This window comes from Agrobacterium tumefaciens (genome assembly GCA_025559845.1).
In the GTDB taxonomy this organism is placed as follows: domain Bacteria; phylum Pseudomonadota; class Alphaproteobacteria; order Rhizobiales; family Rhizobiaceae; genus Agrobacterium.
Window position 1 is genome coordinate 405,196 of record CP048470.1, and the last position, 20,423, is coordinate 425,618.

A 20,423-nucleotide genomic window follows, 5' to 3' on the forward strand; every position below is an offset into this window, starting at 1 on the left:
CATGACACAAAAGCGCGTGCATTTGGTCTTCAAGACCCATCTCGACATTGGCTTCACCGACCATGCGGAAAAAGTCCGCAAGCAATACCATGAACGTTTCATCCCGCAGGCGATCGAAACCGCTGCACATTTCTATGCGGAAAACCCAGAGGAACCGCAGTTCATCTGGACGACGGGCGCCTGGCTGATCTGGGATTATCTTAATACCAGGCCAACTTGCGACGTCGCGAAGCTTGAAAAAGCAATCGAACGCGGGCTCATCCGTTGGCACGGCCTGCCATTCACGACCCACACCGAACTCATGTCACCCGACCTTTTCCGCGCTGGGCTTTCCTATTCGCAGGAACTCGATCGCCGGTTCGCAACGAAAACGATCGCAGCGAAGATGACAGACGTTCCCGGCCACACACTCGGTATGGTGCCGTTGCTGGCCGAAGCCGGGATCCGGTTCCTTCACATAGGCGTTAATACGGCCTCGCCGCCGCCAGACGTTCCCGAGACATTTCGGTGGCGCGCCCCAGGCGGCGATGAAGTGGTTGTCATGTACCAACGCTCATATGGCGAGACATCTTTCCCTGACGGGATGACCGATGGGTTGGGCTTTGCGCACACGAGCGATAACATTGGCCCTCAGAGCGTTCCGCAGACGGCAGAAACCTATCGCGAGATCAGACACAGGGAGCCTGACGCTCTCATACGCGCGGCGACCCTTGAAGACTACGGCACGCTGATTTGGCAGGAGCGTGAGCGCTTTCCCGTTATCGACCTCGAACTGGGTGACAGTTGGATACATGGCAGCGCAACCGACCCACTGAAGATGTCCCGTTTCCTTGCATTGCAGCGCGTATATGATCGCTTCGCCACAGACGGACTCACCGCATCGCGGCTGGCCTTTGGACGCGGCCTTGCAATGGTGGCCGAGCACACCTGCGGTGTGGACATCAAATCCTATTTGCGCGACGAGAAGGCTTGGTCGCGAAAAGATTTCGAGGCCGCGCGTACGAGCGACCATCGCTTTACCTACTCCGAAGGCTCCTGGCTGGAACAGCGCACCTATCTCGACCAGGCAATAGCGGCTCTCGACGAAACAGACCGCGCTGAAGCAAAGGAAGCAATCGCTCAGGTGGCTCCCCCGGCCATGCCTGTGACGCGCGGCACCGAAACTGTTCTAAAGGCAGGGACATGGTCTGCCCAGATCGATCCTGTCACAGGTGACATCACAACCATCATAACGCCAACAGGCCATCGGATTGAGGGCCTCAACGGTTCGCTGATCGGCTACAGATACGAAAGCTACGACGCCCAAGACGTTGTACGTCATATGGATACCTATCTCACTCACCAGCAGGAGTGGGCGATCCTCGACCATAACAAGCCCGGACTTGCCGTTTCTGGAGCGGGCCTCTCAGAGATTTTTATTCCCGAACTTGAAGGCGCGCAGGGCGATAGTCTGGTCGCCTTGATGCCTGCGCGCGCGACAACCGAATTTGGCGCCCCGCCGGCGGTCTCGCTGCGTCTTTCGCAGGACCAAGATTCTCTCCTCATGACTTTCGTCCTCCACAACAAACCGGCGAACCGAATGCCGGAAGCAAGCTTCCTGTCTTTCACTCCCAAGTCAAAGGCCGGCTGGGATTTCAAAAAGATGGGCCTTTGGCATGAGGCGGAGAACATCGCAGAAAGTGGTGGCGCTCAACTACAGTCGATAAGTCTTGCACGCGCAACGTGTTTGAACGGTTCCAAATACATGATCGAGCCTTTAGACACACCACTTGTCGGACCCGCAAGCTGGGATTTCATGACGTTTTGCAGGACACGTCCGAGCTTCGAAGAAGGCATCCGTTTTAATTTGCACAACAATAAGTGGGGCACCAATTTTCCGATGTGGTGTGAGGGGGACATCCTCGCGCGGTTCAGGGTCACTGTGATCACCGGCAGCTAATTTGCCCTGGCAATTGACGAAGCGCCACTTACCCGCGGGAAGTGACGGGGGGCTGAATAAGTATTCGTCCAAGGGTACTAGTGAACGATCTGACTGAGGAAACTTTGGGTGCGAGGATTGGTTGGAGCGTCAAAAAATGCGTCTGGCGTGTTCACCTCTACGACAGCGCCTTTGTCCATGAACACAACACGGTCTGCGACACGGCGCGCGAAGCCCATTTCATGGGTCACGACGACCATTGTCATTCCCTCTTCAGCGAGCGAGACCATGGTTTCAAGGACCTCCTTGACCATCTCCGGGTCAAGGGCTGATGTCGGCTCATCAAAAAGCATGATCTTCGGCGTCATGCACAGAGCTCGAGCGATCGCGACACGCTGCTGTTGGCCACCAGACAATTGGCCAGGGAACTTCTTAGCCTGTTCCGGGATCCGCACGCGCTCAAGGAACAGCATTCCCCGTTCCTCAGCTACCTTCCTGGGAAGGCCACGTGCGAGAATTTGCGGCAAGGCACAGTTCTCGAGGACGGTAAGGTGTGGAAACAGATTAAAATGCTGAAACACCATCCCTACATCGCGGCGGATTGCATCAATGTTTTTCAGGCTTCCGTTGAGCGTGACACCATTGACGGTTATCTCCCCCTTTTGATGTTCCTCAAGATGATTTACGCATCTGATCAGCGTTGATTTTCCGGATCCCGACGGACCGCATATAACAATTCGCTCACCCGTGCTAACGTTCAGATTGACGTTTCGGAGAACGTGATAGTTTCCGTACCACTTATCGACATTATGAACATTGATCGCGCTTTCATGATCAGCATGTGCAGTCGGGTCGAGTGACATTAGCGATAGTCCTTTGCTTTGACGCGAAGTTCAAGCCATCGCGCGTAATAAGAAATTCCGACGCAGATCGCGAAGTAGATAAGGCCAACAAAAAGATAAGCCTCCGCATAAGGGGCGGGCCAAACTGGGTCCATCGCGGCGGATCGTCCCGCGCTCAACATGTCAAAAACCCCGACAATCATCACAAGACTGGTATTTTTCACCATCACGATTGCCGTGTTGGTGAGAGGCGGAATGACTTTTTGAATAGCCTGCGGCAGCACGATATGCTGAATGGCTTTCCACGCAGGTATTCCAAGCGCTTTTGACGCTTCAACCTGCCCTGCTGGGATAGCCTGCAATCCACCCCGAATGACTTCTGCCAGATAGGCGGCGGCGAACACTGTTAATGCCGCGAAAGTTCTCCCGAGCTTGTCGATCGTCCATGTGGGCGGCAGCAGGAGTGGCAGCAGGATCGATGCGACAAACAGCAAGCCGATGAGTGGCAGTCCACGGATCGTTTCGATGAGACCGATAGAAAGAAACTTGGGTATTGGCAGTGACGACCGGCGTCCGAGTGCAAGAAGAACAGCAAAGGGAAAGCCTAAGCCCAAAGACAGAAGCGCCAAAAGAAGGGTAACCGGCAATCCGCCCCATTGAGACGTGGAGACGAACGGTAATCCCGTAAAACCACCCCACATAAGTCCAAGCATTACGGACACCGCACTCAACCAGGCTCCAATCAGCTTTCGCCCCCAAATGGAAGGGGAAAGAGAAAGAAGGACCATTACAACGATAAGGCCCATGACAATCATTGGCCGCCATTGCTCTTCCCGCGGATAAAGTCCGAACAGGATAAATCGCAGCTTAGCGCCGATGAATGCCCAGCATGCGCCTCCCACCCGGCACGTTGCAGGGTCCGCGGTGACCCAGGTGGCGTCGAATACACCCCACTTAAATGCGGGCATTAGAGCGAGAATAACGAGGACTGCACCGACAGTTAGCGCCGCACTCAAAATGTCCCCAAACAAGACCTTGATCATCGGGATCGGTCTGTCAGGTGGCGCCTTTTGAGGAGGTAGAAGTTCTGTCGACACAAATTTTTGGGAAATAGGCAGACTGTTCATCGCGTCACCAGGGCTACGTGAGCATTGTACCAGTTCATGAACAACGACACCGCGATACTGATCGTCAGAAAAACTGCCAACAGAATGGAAATGCTCTCTATCGCCTGTCCTGTCTGATTTATAACAGTACCAACCACGAGACCCAGCTCAGGGTATCCGACGGCAAGGGCAAGCGTCGTGTTCTTGACCGTCGACAGATACTGGGAGGTCATCGGAGGAATAATGATGCGGAGTGCCTGCGGAATTATTATACGGAACAAAGTATGCCGCTCCGAAAGACCGAGTGCCCTGCCCGCCTCCCACTGCCCCCGCGAGACCGCTTCAATCCCACCCCGGATAACTTCGCTGATGAACACCGATGTGTAGATCACAAGGCCCAACATCAGGGCTGCGAACTCAGGCGATAGGCGAAAACCGCCGACAAAATTGAATCCTCGCAGCTCAGGCAGGCTCACCGACGGCCTGATGAGGAGAACGGTGGCAACCATAACTGCAGCAACTGATCCCAGTTTGACCAACGACACCCATTGCACAGGCATAATCCGCCTGAGAAGGGCAAAGCCGACAAGTATCAATCCCGCAAAAAGTAAAAACGTCCCAACCCTCTCTCCAAAAGATATCGATGGAACATAGAGCCCTCTCAGTGAGAGAAATATGCCAGGCAGAGGATTGTACGCGAGGCGCGGAGCAGGAAGTAACGTGGTTGCCAAGGCATACCAAAACAGCAGTTGTACAATGAGCGGCATGTTTCTCACACCGCCTACGAAGGTCGACGCCATTCGGGATGCGAGAGGGTTATCGGAGAGACGCACCAGCGCAATGAGAAGACCCGCGACGGTCGATATGACTATTGCAGCCAGCGAGATGGCGGCAGTGTTCGCCACTCCCACGACGTATGCCCATCCGAATGTATCGGAAGGGTCATAGGGCAAAACACTTTCAGAGATCGGAAAATTTGCCTGACGGTCGAGGTACTCGAACCCGACACGAATTCCGCGAGCGGAAAGATTTTCGGCAGTGTTCGACCAAAGCCAGAACAGAAGGCTGGCAACCCCCGCAAAAAGCAGGACCTGAAGCGCGATGTTTCTGACGCTACGGTTGTCCCATAGTGTTAACAGCATACCAGCCTCCCCTGCCTTACTGGAACGCCAGTGGGAACATCAGGCCGCCGTCAGAAAACAGCCGGTTTGCACCTCGCTCGAGCTTGAGAGGACTGTCCTTACCGACGTTGCGGTCAAACATTTCGCCGTAGTTGCCGAGTTGGATCACGATATTTGCTGCAAATTTCTCGTCCAGGCCAAGGGCGGCCCCATTGCCCGGCTCAATGCCAAGAAAGCGCTTCACTCTAGGATCCTCAGATTTTTCCATCTCGGAGACATTTCCTTGGCGAATGCCGAGTTGCTCTCCCGCGATGAGCGCCTGGATCGACCAGTTGACGATATCCAGCCATTGGTCGTCGCCATGACGAACAGCAGGGGTTAGGGCATCCATAAATCGCGTCGCAGGAAAGATGACATAATCATCGGGATTTTTTGCGGAGGTTGCCCGGATAGAGGCTAGCGCGGCAGCATCGGTGATGAGGGCGTCGCAACGACCGGAAAAAAACGCCTGGCTGACAGCAGAACTGTTTTCGAAGACAACCGCATTCAGCCCAAGATTGTGTTCCTTGGAAACATCGTTTGCGACGACTTCAGTTGTCGAGCCCGTCTGAACGCAGACGGACGCCCCAGACATATCTTCAACCTTTGTCACACCGAGAGCCTTGGGCATCATGAAGCCGGTAAACTCGTAGTAATTTGGTGTCGTGAAATTGAGGCCGTTCGCATCACGCCGCAATGTCCATGTGAAAGTACGCGGCAGAATATCAATTTCTCCCGTTTGCAAAGCCGGGACACGTTGCTGACCACTAAGCGGGACGAACTCCACTTTGTCTTTGTCATTGAATATCGCAACGGCCACCGCTCGGCAGGTCTCAACGTCGAGGCCCCGCCAGTAACCCTTTTCGTCGGGGGCACCAAAGCCGACCGTACCCTGACTCGAGGCGCATTTAAGGAAGCCGCGCGCCTTGACTGCATCAAGCGTTGGTCCAGACAGCGCCGGAGATATTCCGGCGACAAGGAAAGTTGACAGCGCAATGCTCATTACCAGTGTGCTCGACCGCATTTTGTTCCCCTATTTATGAATGTTGCGAATTCGATTTGATTAGTTTGCAAGCCCGACTGTGCTGTTCTTGGTTCGATCAACGATGTCGGCGAAGAAGGCTTCGATGTCTGCCTGCAGATCCGCTGGATCTTCGAGACCAACGCTGATACGCAAAACCAAGTCGTCTGTGAGCCACTCTGTGGCACTGCGGTTTTGGCGGACCGGCATGGGTGCGATTAGGCTTCTCGTTCCACCCCAGGATGCTCCGATGGCGATCGTTTTGAGAACATCGAGTGCTGCAGCCATGTGTGGGACAGCCTCAGACTTCAACACGACGGAGAACACACCGCTTGCACCAAGGAAGTCGCGTTTCCAGATATCGTGGCCCTGCGATCCAGGGATAGATGGGTAAAGGACCCGTTCGACGAGCGGATGACGCTCGATCCACACGATCAACTTCTCTGCACCATCTCGTGCGTGCTTGAGACGGACGCCCAGCGTCTCCATGCCCCGAAGTACCAACGACGCATCGTCGGGAGAAACGCCGATCCCAAACCGGCCGAGCGTCGTGCGAACCGGAGCGATGAGGTCGTCTGTCCGAACAGTGACCGAACCCATGAGAAGATCGGAATGACCTGAGATATACTTGGTCAGAGCTTCGGTCACGATATCAGCACCAAGCGTCAGGGGCTTGTAGTTCAGTGGCGTTGCCCAGGTGTTGTCACATCCGACGAGCGCACCATATTTGTGGGCAATCGACGCGATTGCCGGAAGATCCTGGATTTCCATAGTTGTCGAACCCGGGGACTCGCACCACACCAGTTTCGTCCGGCCGTCGATCTTCTCGCTAAGATCGTCGATCGATATCGGATCGTAATAGACCACCTCAACGCCAAATCGTGCGAGATCACGGTTGGCGAAATCACGCATTGGCGGATATGCCGTATCGGCGATAAGGATCTTGTCATGGGCCTGGAGAAATGGCAGCGCCGCTATCGCGTTGGCCGCTTGTCCGGACGGGACGAGAAAGGTCCGTGCACCCTGCTCGAGTGCGGTGAGCTTTGCCTCGAGCGCTCTTGTCGTCGGTGTACCGTAAAGACCGTATGTGTAACCGTCATGGCCCCTTTGCCCTCTCGTCGCATAGGCTTCTGCATTTTTGAAGACAATCGTTGATGCACGATGCGTTGCGACGCCAAGCGCCTCAAAACCATCTGTCTTTACGTCCGGTGTCATTACACACTGGGTAAGGTCTTTCATTCTGCTTGATCCCGAGCAATTTCGATACCGGGATTAAAACATCGGCATATCAATTCCGTCCAATATCAATATCCTGTCACCTTATTCGCTCTGGTTATAAGGTCCGCACATGAATATTCGTCAAGTTGAGGTGTTTTACTCCGTCATGACCAATACCACGGCGTCGCGCGCGGCAGAGGTTTTGCGTATTTCACAGCCGGCTGTGAGCAAGGCCATACAGGAACTGGAGCGAGATATCGGTTTCGCTTTGTTCAGACGTGAACGCGGGAGGATGTTTCCGACAGCCGAAGCGCATATATTCTTCAGGGAGGTCGAGAGCTCTTTCTCGGGCCTGACGAAACTTAAAAGCGCAGCTGCAAGGATCCGCGATTTTGGGTCCGGAGAAATCAGGGTAGCCAGCCTGTCGGCCCTGAGCACAAACGTTTTGCCCCGCGCTTTGGGCGGCTTCAGGTTAAAACATCCCAATGTCGCAATAACATTCCAGGCCCAGCTATCGTCGACCGTGAAGGACCTTGTCGCTTCCGGGCAAGTCGATGTGGGATTGGCCGCAGACGAGATCGATACTGACGGCGTTACAGTTAAACCCTTTGCGCGTTACCGGGCAGCAATTGCCGTGCCGGAGGGGCACCGCTTTCAAGATTTGCCTGAACTGACGCCCGAACACCTCAATGGGGAAGATTTCATCGCCCTTTCACCAGAAGACACAACCCGTCGAGCCGCGGAGGCCATCTGTCTGGATAGATCGGTAAAACCGAAAGTGGTTCTGGAAACCCCGTACTCCACGACAATTTGTGCCATGGTCCAAGCCGGGCTCGGAGTTGGAATGGTCAACCCGATGACCGCGGAGCCGTATATTGGACGCGGTTTGAAGGTCATACCGTTCAAACCGTCTATCTATTTCCGCACACTTTTGGTCCTGCCGCCAAATAAATATCCCTCTCGCATCGTGTCAGACTTCGTCGGGGAACTCATGAAGTTTTCTGTGTTCCAAGACTGAGTTGAAACGGTCCCAACACTTTCCATGTCCAGGTGAGTTAAACCGCCTGAGTGCGCACGGCCGTCACGAGGGTCAAGTGAAACCTCAAAAAGATCAGCTCGCGTGAAAGCGTGCCATAACGCCGTTGATGTCTAGCCTTACGCCGCTCGACCGAGCGATAGAACGAATCGTGATAAAGAGTGAAAACGCTTCGCCCTTAAACAAGACCTACGGCTAGACCTAAAAATGCCAGCATCACAGCAGCAGCCCGCCATTCGAGCTCTCTTCAACGGTAGTCCGATAGAAAAACCCCTCGACGCTCTCAGGCGTATCTGGGGCTACCAGGATTTTCGCGGCAAGCAGGACGACGTCATCGCACATATCATGAGTGGCAATGACGCAATGGTTCTTTTCCCTACCGGCAAGGGCAAATCACTCTGTTTTCAGCTTCCCGCTGTATGCCTTCCCGGCGTGACGGTTGTCATCTCGCCTCTAATCGCATTGATGAAAGACCAGGTGGAAGAATTGAAGGCTCTGGGCGTTGAGGCAGATTGTCTCTGGTCGCAGCAATCAGAAGAAGAAGCGCGCGAAGTCAGATCCAAGCTTCGGGCCGGAAAACTGAAGCTCATCTATGTGACGCCTGAACGGGTGGTGCTCCCGGGATTCGCAGACCTGTTTGGCAATGTCGCAATATCACTAATTGCCATAGATGAATGCCACTGTGTCAGCAGTTGGGGACACAATTTCCGAAAAGACTACCTCGGGCTTGGTAGGCTGAAGGAGCTATATCCCGGCGTGCCGCGCATCGCCCTGACGGCGACAGCCGATCCCCATACCCGAGACGACATCATACGTCAGCTCGACCTCGATAACGCGACCATTTTCGTCGACAGCTTCGACCGCCCCAACATCCACTATCGCATCGCAGAGCGGGACAATGCCCGCACGCAGCTTCTGAGGTTCCTTCAGCGCCATGACGGGTCGAGTGGCATCGTTTATTGCCTGTCACGTCGCAAAGTCGAGGAAACGGCTTCATGGCTTAATGATCATGGCATCAAGGCGCGAGCCTATCACGCAGGAATGGACCCGCAGGTCAAAGCGGACAATCAAGATGCCTTCCGAATGGAAGAAGACCTTTGCCTTGTTGCCACTGTTGCGTTCGGGATGGGTATCAACAAGCCCAACGTCCGTTATGTCGCTCATCTTGACCTGCCTTCATCTGTCGAAGGCTATTATCAAGAGACAGGGCGCGCCGGCCGTGACGGGCTGCCATCGGAAGCCTTCATGATCTACGGTATGCACGACATCGTCCAGCGTCAGAGGATGATCGATGAAGGCGAAGCTACAGACGACATAAAACGTATCGAGAGGGCAAAGCTCAGCTCACTTCTCGGTATCTGTGAAACGGCAGGTTGCCGGAGAAAGGCCATCCTCTCCCATTTTGGGGAGGCGGCTCCTTCCGGCTGCGGAAATTGCGACACCTGCAATAGCCCGGTCGAGACCTGGGATGCCAGCGAAGCGTCCATCAAGGCACTCGCGGCTGTCTATCGGACCGGCGAACGGTTCGGTACAGGCCACGTCATCGACGTGCTGCTTGGCAAGGTCACTGAACGAACCACAAAATTCGGCCATGACGACCTGGCTGTCTTTGGGGTTGGCAAGGAACTGACCGTCCACGCTTGGCAGTCGGTATTCCGGCAACTTCTTGCTCTCGGCTATATTCGTGTAGCCCATGACGAGTTCGGAGCCTTGAAACTCGAACCATCGGCCCACGGCGTGTTCAAGAAAGAAGTCGCCGTTATCCTGCGCCGAGACACGATTGACGCCGTCCGAAAGCGTGAGCGCGGCAAACCGGCGGCCTCTGCAGCAAGGACAGGAATGAGTGAAAACGACGAATCGCTCTTCCAGGCATTGAGGGCCGAACGGATGGCGATCTCAAAATCACTCGGTGTTGCGCCTTATGTGGTCTTTCCAGACACAACTCTGATCGCTTTTGCGACCACTCGCCCAAGATCCGAGCGAGAAATGCTCGCAATTTCAGGGGTGGGAGCCACGAAATACGAAAGATATGGCGAGCAATTCATGGCGGTTATTGACGAGCACGAAGCAGATCGATAAAGAGAGGCACAATTCATCCGAAAAGAGTCCATTTGGCGCGCAGGCGCTCTTGGATTTTGCGTCAAAATGAGTATGGTGGCGCACCATTTAGATTCGACCTCAAGAGGGGCATATGCAGGTTTTAGTTCGCGATAACAATGTTGACCAGGCGCTGCGCGTTCTCAAGAAGAAGCTTCAGCGTGAAGGCATTTTCCGCGAGATGCGTCTTCGTGAAGCTTTTGAAAAGCCTTCCATCAAGAAGGCTCGCGAAAAGGCAGAGGCTGTCAGCCGTCAGAGAAAATTGGCACGCAAGCAGTTGCAGCGTGAAGGTCTTCTTCCTTCGAAGCCTAAGAAGACTCGTTAATATCGGCGCTCCTAAGGGAGCGTAAGCAAAATAATAACGGCGCTGGAATGTTCATTCCGGCGCCGTTTTTCTGCTGGCTTAGTTCCCGCTTCTTATTGATGTGCACCCGGCATGACATCGTCGGGAATCGGGCAAACATAGGCTTTGCCGCCGGTCTTTTCGCGCCACTCCATCTTAGCGTTCTCAAGCAGTTTTGGTGATGTCATCAAGGACAATCCGGTTGCCGCCAAGGTTTTGGCTGCATGGGCCATCGCCTTGTGGGCTGCAGCACTCTTGCCCTGCGCAACCACTTGCCAGGTGTGCGGATTGGTCCCTATCGCCCATGCCGGCGTCCAGCACTGAGCAGTCGGCGTTACCCAGCTCACATCGCCAACATCCGTCGAACCGGCACGGAAATGGGAATGGCCTTCAAATTCGCGCAATCCCCTATGTAGGGGTGCCGACCCATCCACCTTGTCGTTCAAGAACACGTCGCCGCTGATCTGATAGAGCTTCACGCTACTCGTGATCGCTTCTTCCGAAAACGTCGACTGGATCGACTTCGCAAACGCGATGTCTGCTTCATCGAATGCAATCGGTCCCAAGGCGACCATGTTGGCATGCATCGCGCTCTCGAGTGTTATGTTGGGAAGAAGATTTGTTGAGGCCGTGTCGAAGACGATTTCAACGTCCGTTTCCGTCATCATAGCCGCACCGCGCGCGACCTTGTCGACCCGTTGCGCGAGAGCCAGCGCCTGCGACATCTCGGGCGCCCGAACGAGGTAAAGCACCTCAGCCTTGGCCTGAACGACGTTGGCCGCCTTGCCGCCCGTGTCGGTGATCGCATAATGCACCCGGCAATCCTGCGGCATGTGCTCGCGTAGGAAATTGACGCCGACATTCATCAACTCCACGGCATCCAGGGCCGAGCGCCCGAGATGTGCAGCATTCGATGCGTGGGCGGCGACACCCTTGAAGCGGTAGAAGTACTCAAGAACCGCGAGGTTGTTGGTGGAGCGGACACCATTGAAGGGCGCCGGATGCCACGTAAGCGCCGCATCGACATCATCGAATAGCCCTGCCCTGACCATGAAGGTTTTACCGGAGCCGCCCTCTTCACCTGGGCAGCCGTAATACCGGATAGTGCCGGGCAAACCATTCTCCTTCAGGTGCCTTGCGAGCGCAATCGCCGCCATTAGCGATCCGACGCCAAGGAGATTGTGGCCGCACCCATGCCCGGTATCGCCAGAGCGTTCGGACAACGGTTCAGCAACATTCGCCGTCTGGTTCATCCCTGCCAGCGCATCGAACTCGCCAAGAAGCGCAATCACCGGCTTTCCAGAACCAAACTCGCCGATGAATGCCGTATCCATACCGGCAACACCTCGACGGACGGCAAAACCGTTTTTCTCGAGCGTGTTTGACAGAATGGCGGAGGATCGTGTCTCTTCGAATTTCAGTTCCGCGTAATCCCAGATGCTGTCGCTGATAAGCGCAAAATCCGGCTTCATTTTTTCGATCGCCGCCGCAATCGACATAACGGCATTTTGGTCCATGGCTTGTCCTCGCATTCACTTGCCCGAAATCGGGCGCAAAAAATCCCCCGGCGGCAAGACCGCCGGACTCGTGGTCGTAAAAGATGAAAGTCCGCGTCAGATGTCTGACGCGGACAGAAGAGTTAGTTCTCGACCGATACTTCCCAGAGGCGGGCGTTGGATTGCCACACGGGCTGGCCCTTCAACTTCTTGGTCGCGCCCCACACATCGACCATGTCGTAAAGGAAGATGCCGGGCATTTCCTTCAGCATCAGTTCGTGGAACTCGTCGAAAATCTTGCCACGCTTGGCCGGATCGGCCTCCAGATAGGCGGCATTCATCAGTTCGACCGCTTTTGGATCATCCCACATCAAGGACGCGTTCTTGTCCTTGTTGCCGACGTAGAAGGAATACATGAGCGCAGGATCAAGGCGCGGAGCGACAGACTGCGAGATCACCTGATAGTTGCCCGAACGGCGGCGATCGACCTGTGTTGCGTAATCGAGAACTTCAATCTGAACGTTGAGCCCGACCTGTTGCATCATGGCCTGCGCCATGACGGCAGCCGGGAAGCTTGGAACGTTGCCGCGCTTGTTGGCGATGATGGAGATCGGCTCGCCCTTGTAACCGGCAGCTTCAAGTTCCTTTTTGGCGGCTTCAGGATCGTAAGGCAGCCGCTTCTTCTGGGTATCGTCAAAGTAGACGGAATCCTGCGACACCATCGAGCCGTTGGCTTCACCTGTTCCGTTTGAAGCCGCCGCCGCCAGTTCATCAAGATCGAGTGCCATGGCCATCGCGCGACGCACGCCCGGGTTGCTCAGGACCTTGTCGCGGGTCTGGATATAAAAGAGGTTCTTGCCGTTGTTGCGCGATACGATGAGCTGGGTCTTGTCGTTCGACTGAAACTCCGGGATCAAGTCAGGTGAAATTTCGGCCGTGTCGAGAACACCCGATTCCAGACCGGCCTTGACCGTCGATGCATCCGGAATGACCATGAACTTGATGCCATCCGCCAGCGGACGCTTGGAACCGACCATGCCGTCGGGTTTTCCATCGTTTTCAGGCGACACATACTCGGCGAATTTCGCCAGGCGAATATATTCGCCCTTCTTCCATTCGTCCCACTGGAACGGTCCGGTCCCGATGGGTTTGATGAAGCTGCCGTCTGCACTGACCGATTCAGGCGAAATGATGCCGGTATAACCGCACTCAGGGCGCGACATCAGACCAAGGAAAACCGCGGAGGGTTTTTCCAGGGTGATTTCGACGGTTCCCGCGTCAACCGCCTTGACGCCAGTCACATGGGCTGCGCCTCCCTCGGCAAAATCGTTACGGCAAGTCCACTTTGTCTCAGGCTTCAGGTAGCGCGTCCAGTTCCAGACGACGTCATCCGCAGTCAGGGCCTTCCCGTTGTGGAATTTTACGTCGGTCCTGAGCTTGAAGGTGTAGTTCAGGCCATCAGCCGACGTTTCAAAGCTCTTGGCGAGAAGCGGCTTGACCTCTCCACTGTTGGTATAGCCCACCAGGCCCTCGACAATATGGAGGATGACGCCATCGGTGTTGCCGTCGCGATTAACGCCGGGATTGTTGCTACGCAGGTCAGAACTCTGCGCAATTGTGATGTCGCGCGCCGCAGCAATATTGGTGGTCACAAGCAGGGCGACCCCTGCCAAAAGAAGCTTTTTCAATGTTCTACCCTCTTTTTCTGTTGTTGGTTTTCAAGATTGAAATCCGGACCAGCAAACCTGCGAGAGCTTGCCGATGGTTTCGAGTGCCATGGTGTAACCCGGCGTTCCGTCCGCCATCGTCTGGGCGACGTCGTCGGTATAGGTGGTGATGATGAAGAACGGTGCGCCGTTTTTATAAACGATGCCGGCGTCCATCCTTCCCCGCTTGCCGCGACCGCTCTTGCTGGCAACGACTGCCTCAAACGGCAGGCGGGATCGAATCCCGTAACGCAGCACCTGATTTTTCAGTGTCTGCAGAGCCCATGCACAAGCCTCGGCGCTGCAGCCTAGTTTCTCCTGTGCCAGCTTTGACGATTGGGCATCGAGAATGGTCTGCAGCAGAAGGACCTGGTCTGCGGCCGATGTGGTTGTGACGGTTTTCAGAGGATGATCAGCGGCAAGTGCCAATGGCGGGATCAGGAAACGATGGTGTGTGTTGGCCATGCCAAGCGACTTGCAGTAGCCGTCTACTTCCTCGAGCGTCAGCCGTTCGAGGACCATCTTCGTGCAGACGTTATCGCTCAGAACCATCATGCCTGTGACGGCATCACGCAACGAGATCACGATACCGGGTGTCATGTAGCGGAACATGCCGCTTGCAACTTCTTCCGCCAATCTCTTTTCGTAGGTGACGGGCTGGTCGAGATCGATCCGTCCTTCGGTAGCGGCTTTCAGAACCGCCATCATGATCGAAGTCTTGCGGGTGCTTCCGGACGGTGTTTCCACGTTTTCCCCTCGTCCAATCTCCTCACCCGTTAGGAGGTTGCGGACCATAAAACGTGTTACGAATGGCTGTTCATCACAGATCGCATTCAATTGAGCGGCCACGGTCATCGTCATTTCCCTGTCAAGCTTCATCTTCAAGACGCCATTTGAGTGTCACGCCGCCCTTTTCGTTCTGGTCAAGGGCGGGAATGGCCGAGAGGAGCCGGCGCGTATAGGCCTCCTTCGGGCTGTCGAAAATCGTATTGCGATCCCCTTCCTCGATGATGCGTCCGTCCTGCATAACGACGACCCGATCAGCGACCTGTTCGACGACACCAAGGTCGTGGCTAATGAACAGGCAGGAAAACCCGTAGCGTTTCTGGAGATCGGAGAAGAGGTCGAGCACCTGGGCGCGAACGGTCACATCAAGGGCAGAGACCGGTTCATCGGCGATCAGGAACCGAGGGCGCCGTGCCACTGCACGGGCAATCGCCACACGTTGACGCTGACCGCCGGAAAGTTCATGCGGATAACGGTTGGCATAGTCGGCCCCTAGGCCCACCTCCTCCAGCGTTTCCAGCGCCCGTTTGCGCTTTGCAGCACTGTCGAGCCCTGGAACCTGGCGCAAAGCCTGCTCCACGAGCGCCAGGATGGTCATACGTGGATCGAGCGACGAGTAAGGATCCTGGAAGACCATCTGGCAATTGAGGCGGTAGTCCGACCAATTTTCATTGCGCGCCTTGCCCTGGAACCGGATCTGGCCTTCGCTTTCACTGACCAGACCGGCAATTGTACGCCCGAGCGTTGTCTTACCTGAACCAGAGCCGCCAACGAGCGCAACGACCTCGCCGGCATGAATATCGATGCTGACACCATGCAGAGCACGCTTAGCCTTTGCTTTCTTCAACAGCGATTTCCGGCCAGCATAATCAACGACAATATCTCGAGCGGACACCATCGGCGTCTGCGACCTGTCGACAGAGCGCAATTCGCCTCGGAACGGCAGCGAAGACAGAAGCTTTTTCGTGTACGGGTGCTGTGGCGCTTCCAGGAGGTCTTCGGTTCGCCCTTCCTCGACGATAGTGCCCTTTTCCATGACGACGATGCGGCTGGTGTAGCGCGCGACCATTGGCAGGTCGTGGCTGATGAGCAAAACGGCAGTACCTTCCGCGCGCGTCAGTTCGACCATAAGTTCCATGACGTCTCGCTGGATCACAGCGTCGAGTGCCGTCGTCGGCTCATCAGCAATAAGAAGCGCCGGCTTTAGCAGCATGACGGATGCCAACATGATGCGCTGGCGCATGCCGCCAGAAAACTCGTGCGGATAGGACGTCAGCGCGGCTTCCGGATCGCGAATGCCAACCCGTCGCAGCATATCGAGGATACGGACCTTGCGCTCCTCCGCCGATGCCTTGGTGTGCAGGATGAGGCCTTCCTCAAGCTGCTTGCCAATCAACATCGACGGATTGAGCGAGGTCATCGGCTCCTGGAAGACAACGCCAATCTCGGCGCCGCGCAACCTGCGGAGGTCACCATCTGACAGGGACATGACGTCCTTGCCCTTGTAGGAAATCGATCCACCGGTCGTCCGGACAGCTGGCGGTAAAAGCGAAATCAACGCTCTTGTGGCCAGCGTCTTGCCTGAGCCGCTTTCGCCGACGATGCCGAAGATTTCTCCAGGGGCGATATCGAAGGAAATACCCTTGACGACCTCGTGCCCCGATCTTGCCACTTCGAGCGAAAGATCGCGAACGGTGAGTAGAGTGTTCGTGTTCATTTCAGACCTCTCATGCGCGGGTCAAGTTTGTCGCGAAGGGCGTCGCCTAGGAGATTGATGCCAAGCAGCGTGAGGGCGATGCACAGGCCCGGGAAGAGGCCCAACCAGACGGCCTGCTGGATGAACGGGCGACCGGCAGCCAGCATATTGCCCCACGTCGGCGCCGGAGGCGGAACCCCAAGGCCAAGGAAGGACAGCGCACTCTCTGAGAGGATTGCCCAGCCGAACATCGAGGTCGCGAGTACGGTGATCGGTGCCACGCAGTTCGGCAGGATATGGCGAAACATCGTGTAGAGTTCGCTGTTGCCCATCACCAGCGACGCCTCGATGAACTCACGTTCCCGTAACGATAACACAGCGCCACGCACCACGCGGGCCATGGATGGCGTATAGGCGATGCCGAGCGCAAAGATGATGCCGTATTGGTTGGCACCGAAAACTGCGAGCAATCCGAGCGCAAGCAGGATGCCTGGAAAGGCCAGGAGTGCATTGTTGGCGGCCATGATTACACCATCGACCCAACCGCGGGCATAACCGCTGACAAGACCTATAAGCGTGCCGAAGATGGTGGCAAATGCGACAGTCAGGAAACCGATCCAGACGCTGGCGCGAGCGCCAACCATGAGGCGGCTGAGGACATCACGGCCAAATTCGTCCGTTCCGAGCAGATGCGCACCCCCGGGGCCGGCCAGTCGTGCGGTGAAGCTGAGCTTCATCGGGTCGTAAGGGGTCCAGAAGAGGCCGATCACGGCGGTGAGAAGAAGTAGGGCGATCAGGAAGCCACCGATGAGCCCGTTGAAGGTAAACTTTTTCATTCGGCAACAACACGCGGATCAAAGAGGGGATAAAGGAGGTCGACAACAAGGTTGACCAGCACATAGGACAGCGACACGAAGAGCAGGCATCCCTGAATGACGGGATAATCGCGAGCGAAGATGCTATCGACCATCAATCTGCCGAGGCCGGGAATGGTAAAGACTGTCTCGATGACTGCGATACCTCCGAGCAGGTTGCCAAGGATGAGACCGATCATCGTCCACGTCGGACCGAACGCGTTCTTGAAGGCGTGACGCCAAAGTACGGCGCTTTCGGAGAGGCCCTTGGCACGTGCGTGGGTGATGTAGTCGAGCCGCAAGACTTCAAGCGTCGATGCGCGTGCCATTCGGATCAAAACGCCCATTTCATGAATGACAAGCGTCATTACCGGCAGAACCAGATAGAGCATGCCACCGACAATGTTGTCGCCGATGGAGACATACCCCAGCACGGGCAGCCAACCGAGCTTGAGCCCGAACAGCAGCATCAAAAGAAGCCCAAGCCAGAATGTCGGGATGGACAGAAGAACCGTCGCCGTTCCGACAAGCGCGAGGTCGGTAAGGCTATTTTGCCGCCACGCAGCGATCACGCCCGCAGGAACCGCGAGCAGACTTGCCAGGATGACGGCAACGACGACGATTTCCGCACTGACCATGAACCGGGAAACGACAAGCGGCAGAACCGCCTCGTCATTCACGATCGAGCGACCGAAATCGCCTTGCAGTACATTTCCCGCCCAGATGACGAACTGCTGCGGCATCGACTTGTCGAGCCCCAGTTCGGTGCGCATCTGCGCGATCTGTTCCGGTTGCGCCATATCGCCCAGCATGAGGGCGGCGGGATCGCCAGGAATAAAGCGGATAAGTGCAAAGACCGTGATCGAAACGAGTACGATCGTCGGCAACGCCATCAGAAGGCGGCTGAGTATGAATCTAATCATTGGTTCCCCACGATTCGAAGCGGAGACAAAATCTGCCGCCTCTATCGGTTTCATTGTCAAAAACTATGACGGATTGAGATACGCTTCGCAATATTATGCGAAACCGTCATACCCCTATGCGGATTAGACAGGGTAACAGGGCGCCCATAATGACTGAAGAACCAGCGGCAGGCTTCTGTTTTCAATCGTCTTTTTGCGAGAGCTGAATTTGCCGCTTTAATGCGTCACTCAGCGCTTGCGCGGCGATCGACAGCGGTGCGCCGGCTGCCCGCGCAAGGCCAAATTCCTGCGTGGCCTGCGGTAGGAATGGTCGCGCGACGACAGGCAGATGCTTGTAGAGGTTTGCATAGAAGCTGCTGATGATTGTTACACCAAGCCCATGGGCGACGTAAGAGCATGCGGAACTGTTCGTATGTGTCTCGATCTTGATCATGGGTTTGACGCCAGCTTTCTTGAAGACCTGATCGAGTGCCATTCTGTTCGGTCTTTGGCGACCGATCAGTATGAGTGGGACATTGCGGAGATCTTTTGCCGTAATTGCCTCGAACTCGGCAAGAGGGTGATCACGCCTGACGACACAGACGCTGTTGCCGGTCGCAACCTGCTCGACGTCGATCCCGGGTGCGATCTCGCCTTCCATGCGCAAGAAACCGATGTCGATTACACGCTCATCGACCAGCCTGTTGATGGCCGTCGTGCTTTCAAAGAATGTTTCGATCTTGATGCCGGGAAAGTCCCTGACGTAGTCAATCAGCATGGCAGGGGCGAAATTCTCCCACATGCTGCTTGGCAAACCGATGCGCACGGTTTCCGGGCCTGCTGCTCCATTGCGCAGGTCTTCTGCGTGGCCCGACATCCGGTCTATGGCAAGCAGAACATTTTCTGCGTCATTTGCAAGAATTGCCGCTTCCGGGGTCGGGATCAACCGTCCTTTGTCACGGGCAAAAAGGGTGAGCGCGAGGTCTTCTTCAAGCTGCGCAAGTAGGCGGCTCACACCCGATTGGCTAAGCCCCATCGCCTTGGCCGTGGCGATGGTCGACCCGGTTGAGAGAAGGGTTCGCAAGACTTCGAGTTGCTTGAAATTCATGATCCCCGCCCCTTTTGCATGCCAACCGCGCGGCTTCAGCCCTACGGTTATGGCACGTCTGTTCAGCGGCAAACACAATACCGCTGAAAAAACGCTATAGGATACGCCCGTTCCAGTCTCAAGCACCCTCGCCGCGGAGCATACGCACTCAAACCCTATGCGGTTTTGGTTTTCAGAGTGTTATCTCGAAAACCTTGTCATGCGTCGCAACGAAGGCTTTGCCATCCGGCGCGACCCATCCACGGAACATGCCGGCCGTATTATAGGGGGCAGTAACCAGACCGTCCTTGTCGATGGCAACAAGGCCAGCACCGATCTTGTGCGGCGCGAGGTCTCCATGCACCAATCCGCCAGCCGCCGTTTCGAGATCCTGGCCGAGATAGGCGACACGGGATGCGATTTCGTGACCGACGACATAACGGATAAAAAATTCGCCCTTTCCCGTACCGGAAACAGCGCAAACACCATCTCGTGCATAGGTTCCGCCACCGATCACCGGACTGTCGCCGACACGGCCATCAGGCTTGTTCGTGTAACCGCCCGTCGATGTCGCAGCAGCAAGATGTCCTGCCGCATCCAGTGCAACAGCACCCACCGTCCCGTGTTTTTCGTTTTCAGTTGCCTCGGTCCCAGCCACTACGTGAGCTTTCATTGCCTCAAGAGCCTCAAGACGTTTTTTTGTCGTAAAATAGCTTTGCGGCTCGACCGGGAGACCCTTTTCTTGGGCAAAACGATCTGCCGCAGCACCTGTCAGGTAAACGGCTCTTTCGTCCTCCATAAGGACACGGGCTGCTTTGACTGGATTGCGGATGGAGCGGGCTGCGCTTATGGCACCTGCGGCAAGCGTTGCACCGTCCATAATCGAGGCATCCAGCTCGTGAATGCCCTTCTCATTCAAAGCCGCACCGTGGCCTGCGTTGAAATGGGGACTGTCTTCCATCACCATAACAGCAGCCTCGACCGCCGCCAGAGCCGTTCCGCCAGTTTTAAGCACCGTGTAACCGGCCCGTAGCGCTTCGGCAAGATCGTCGCGAGCCTCGGACCACTCCTGTGCCGTCATACTGTCTTCCGGCATCACGCCGCAGCCACCGTGGATCGCCAATGCGATTTTCGTCATTGTTTCACTCCGTTACG

Annotated in this window: 17 protein-coding genes; 4 read left to right on the forward strand and 13 right to left on the reverse strand. The window is 55.8% G+C overall.

The window, feature by feature from the left end:
• Position 1 precedes the first annotated feature (1 nt).
• Complete coding sequence (locus FY156_18360) at positions 2-1,939, forward strand: DUF5054 domain-containing protein (GenBank protein ID UXS03521.1); 1,938 nt, start codon at positions 2-4, stop codon at positions 1,937-1,939.
• Positions 1,940-2,016: 77 nt separating this feature from the next.
• Here the strand turns inward: FY156_18360 and FY156_18365 are convergent, their stop codons facing one another.
• Genes FY156_18365 through FY156_18385 form a run of 5 tightly spaced genes read right to left on the reverse strand, consistent with a single transcriptional unit; the run spans position 2,017 to position 7,286 of the window.
• The gene (locus FY156_18365; protein ID UXS03522.1) at positions 2,017-2,781 is read right to left on the reverse strand and encodes an amino acid ABC transporter ATP-binding protein; all 765 of its coding nucleotides are present in this window, start codon (positions 2,779-2,781) and stop codon (positions 2,017-2,019) included.
• Complete coding sequence (locus tag FY156_18370; GenBank protein UXS03523.1) at positions 2,781-3,887, reverse strand: amino acid ABC transporter permease; 1,107 nt, start codon at positions 3,885-3,887, stop codon at positions 2,781-2,783. The genes FY156_18365 and FY156_18370 overlap by 1 nt, the downstream gene beginning before the upstream one ends.
• Positions 3,884-5,008, reverse strand: coding sequence for an ABC transporter permease subunit (locus tag FY156_18375; GenBank protein UXS03524.1), 1,125 nt, complete (start codon positions 5,006-5,008; stop codon positions 3,884-3,886). The genes FY156_18370 and FY156_18375 overlap by 4 nt, the downstream gene beginning before the upstream one ends.
• A 16-nt stretch (positions 5,009-5,024) precedes the next feature.
• Entirely contained in the window at positions 5,025-6,050 is a 1,026-nt protein-coding gene (locus tag FY156_18380; protein ID UXS03525.1) for an amino acid ABC transporter substrate-binding protein, read from the reverse strand.
• Between the two features lie 39 nt (positions 6,051-6,089).
• A complete protein-coding gene (locus tag FY156_18385) occupies positions 6,090-7,286 on the reverse strand; it encodes a PLP-dependent transferase (GenBank protein ID UXS03526.1) in 1,197 nt (398 codons plus the stop codon).
• 109 nt (positions 7,287-7,395) lie between these two features.
• Here FY156_18385 and FY156_18390 point away from each other — a divergent pair, with 109 nt between their 5' ends.
• From FY156_18390 to rpsU, 3 genes are all read left to right on the forward strand, one after another.
• Positions 7,396-8,283, forward strand: a complete 888-nt coding sequence (locus FY156_18390; protein ID UXS03527.1) for a LysR family transcriptional regulator — start codon at positions 7,396-7,398, stop codon at positions 8,281-8,283.
• A 225-nt stretch (positions 8,284-8,508) separates the two neighbouring features.
• Positions 8,509-10,380 carry a DNA helicase RecQ gene (recQ, locus tag FY156_18395; GenBank protein UXS03528.1) on the forward strand — a complete coding sequence of 624 codons (1,872 nt, stop codon included), beginning with the start codon at positions 8,509-8,511 and terminating at the stop codon, positions 10,378-10,380.
• Between the two features lie 112 nt (positions 10,381-10,492).
• Complete coding sequence (rpsU, locus tag FY156_18400) at positions 10,493-10,723, forward strand: 30S ribosomal protein S21 (GenBank protein UXS03529.1); 231 nt, start codon at positions 10,493-10,495, stop codon at positions 10,721-10,723.
• 92 nt (positions 10,724-10,815) lie between these two features.
• On the opposite strand, the gene FY156_18405 is transcribed toward rpsU, so the two are convergent.
• From FY156_18405 to FY156_18440, 8 genes are all read right to left on the reverse strand, one after another.
• Complete coding sequence (locus FY156_18405; GenBank protein UXS03530.1) at positions 10,816-12,258, reverse strand: amidohydrolase; 1,443 nt, start codon at positions 12,256-12,258, stop codon at positions 10,816-10,818.
• A gap of 122 nt (positions 12,259-12,380) precedes the next feature.
• Complete coding sequence (locus FY156_18410; protein UXS03531.1) at positions 12,381-13,925, reverse strand: ABC transporter substrate-binding protein; 1,545 nt, start codon at positions 13,923-13,925, stop codon at positions 12,381-12,383.
• Between the two features lie 30 nt (positions 13,926-13,955).
• The gene (locus FY156_18415) at positions 13,956-14,798 is read right to left on the reverse strand and encodes a class A beta-lactamase-related serine hydrolase (GenBank protein UXS03532.1); all 843 of its coding nucleotides are present in this window, start codon (positions 14,796-14,798) and stop codon (positions 13,956-13,958) included.
• 13 nt (positions 14,799-14,811) lie between these two features.
• Positions 14,812-16,446, reverse strand: coding sequence for an ABC transporter ATP-binding protein (locus tag FY156_18420; protein ID UXS03533.1), 1,635 nt, complete (start codon positions 16,444-16,446; stop codon positions 14,812-14,814).
• On the reverse strand, positions 16,443-17,261 hold the full coding sequence (locus FY156_18425; protein ID UXS03534.1) for an ABC transporter permease: 819 nt from the start codon (positions 17,259-17,261) through the stop codon (positions 16,443-16,445). The genes FY156_18420 and FY156_18425 overlap by 4 nt, the downstream gene beginning before the upstream one ends.
• On the reverse strand, positions 17,258-18,202 hold the full coding sequence (locus FY156_18430; protein ID UXS03535.1) for an ABC transporter permease: 945 nt from the start codon (positions 18,200-18,202) through the stop codon (positions 17,258-17,260). The genes FY156_18425 and FY156_18430 overlap by 4 nt, the downstream gene beginning before the upstream one ends.
• A gap of 181 nt (positions 18,203-18,383) precedes the next feature.
• Positions 18,384-19,289 carry a LysR family transcriptional regulator gene (locus tag FY156_18435; protein ID UXS03536.1) on the reverse strand — a complete coding sequence of 302 codons (906 nt, stop codon included), beginning with the start codon at positions 19,287-19,289 and terminating at the stop codon, positions 18,384-18,386.
• A 172-nt stretch (positions 19,290-19,461) separates the two neighbouring features.
• The gene (locus FY156_18440; GenBank protein ID UXS03537.1) at positions 19,462-20,406 is read right to left on the reverse strand and encodes an isoaspartyl peptidase/L-asparaginase; all 945 of its coding nucleotides are present in this window, start codon (positions 20,404-20,406) and stop codon (positions 19,462-19,464) included.
• Positions 20,407-20,423 lie beyond the last annotated feature (17 nt).

Coding starts and splice junctions, on each gene's coding strand:
- FY156_18370 (UXS03523.1), bottom strand. CDS start 3,887: ATGAACAGTCTGCCTATTTCCCAAAAATTTGTGTCGACAGAACTTCTA.
- FY156_18380 (UXS03525.1), bottom strand. CDS start 6,050: ATGCGGTCGAGCACACTGGTAATGAGCATTGCGCTGTCAACTTTCCTT.
- FY156_18425 (UXS03534.1), bottom strand. CDS start 17,261: ATGAAAAAGTTTACCTTCAACGGGCTCATCGGTGGCTTCCTGATCGCC.
- FY156_18365 (UXS03522.1), bottom strand. CDS start 2,781: ATGTCACTCGACCCGACTGCACATGCTGATCATGAAAGCGCGATCAAT.
- FY156_18375 (UXS03524.1), bottom strand. CDS start 5,008: ATGCTGTTAACACTATGGGACAACCGTAGCGTCAGAAACATCGCGCTT.
- FY156_18385 (UXS03526.1), bottom strand. CDS start 7,286: ATGAAAGACCTTACCCAGTGTGTAATGACACCGGACGTAAAGACAGAT.
- FY156_18415 (UXS03532.1), bottom strand. CDS start 14,798: ATGACCGTGGCCGCTCAATTGAATGCGATCTGTGATGAACAGCCATTC.
- FY156_18405 (UXS03530.1), bottom strand. CDS start 12,258: ATGGACCAAAATGCCGTTATGTCGATTGCGGCGGCGATCGAAAAAATG.
- FY156_18435 (UXS03536.1), bottom strand. CDS start 19,289: ATGAATTTCAAGCAACTCGAAGTCTTGCGAACCCTTCTCTCAACCGGG.
- FY156_18440 (UXS03537.1), bottom strand. CDS start 20,406: ATGACGAAAATCGCATTGGCGATCCACGGTGGCTGCGGCGTGATGCCG.
- FY156_18430 (UXS03535.1), bottom strand. CDS start 18,202: ATGATTAGATTCATACTCAGCCGCCTTCTGATGGCGTTGCCGACGATC.
- FY156_18390 (UXS03527.1), top strand. CDS start 7,396: ATGAATATTCGTCAAGTTGAGGTGTTTTACTCCGTCATGACCAATACC.
- recQ (UXS03528.1), top strand. CDS start 8,509: ATGCCAGCATCACAGCAGCAGCCCGCCATTCGAGCTCTCTTCAACGGT.
- FY156_18360 (UXS03521.1), top strand. CDS start 2: ATGACACAAAAGCGCGTGCATTTGGTCTTCAAGACCCATCTCGACATT.
- FY156_18420 (UXS03533.1), bottom strand. CDS start 16,446: ATGAACACGAACACTCTACTCACCGTTCGCGATCTTTCGCTCGAAGTG.
- rpsU (UXS03529.1), top strand. CDS start 10,493: ATGCAGGTTTTAGTTCGCGATAACAATGTTGACCAGGCGCTGCGCGTT.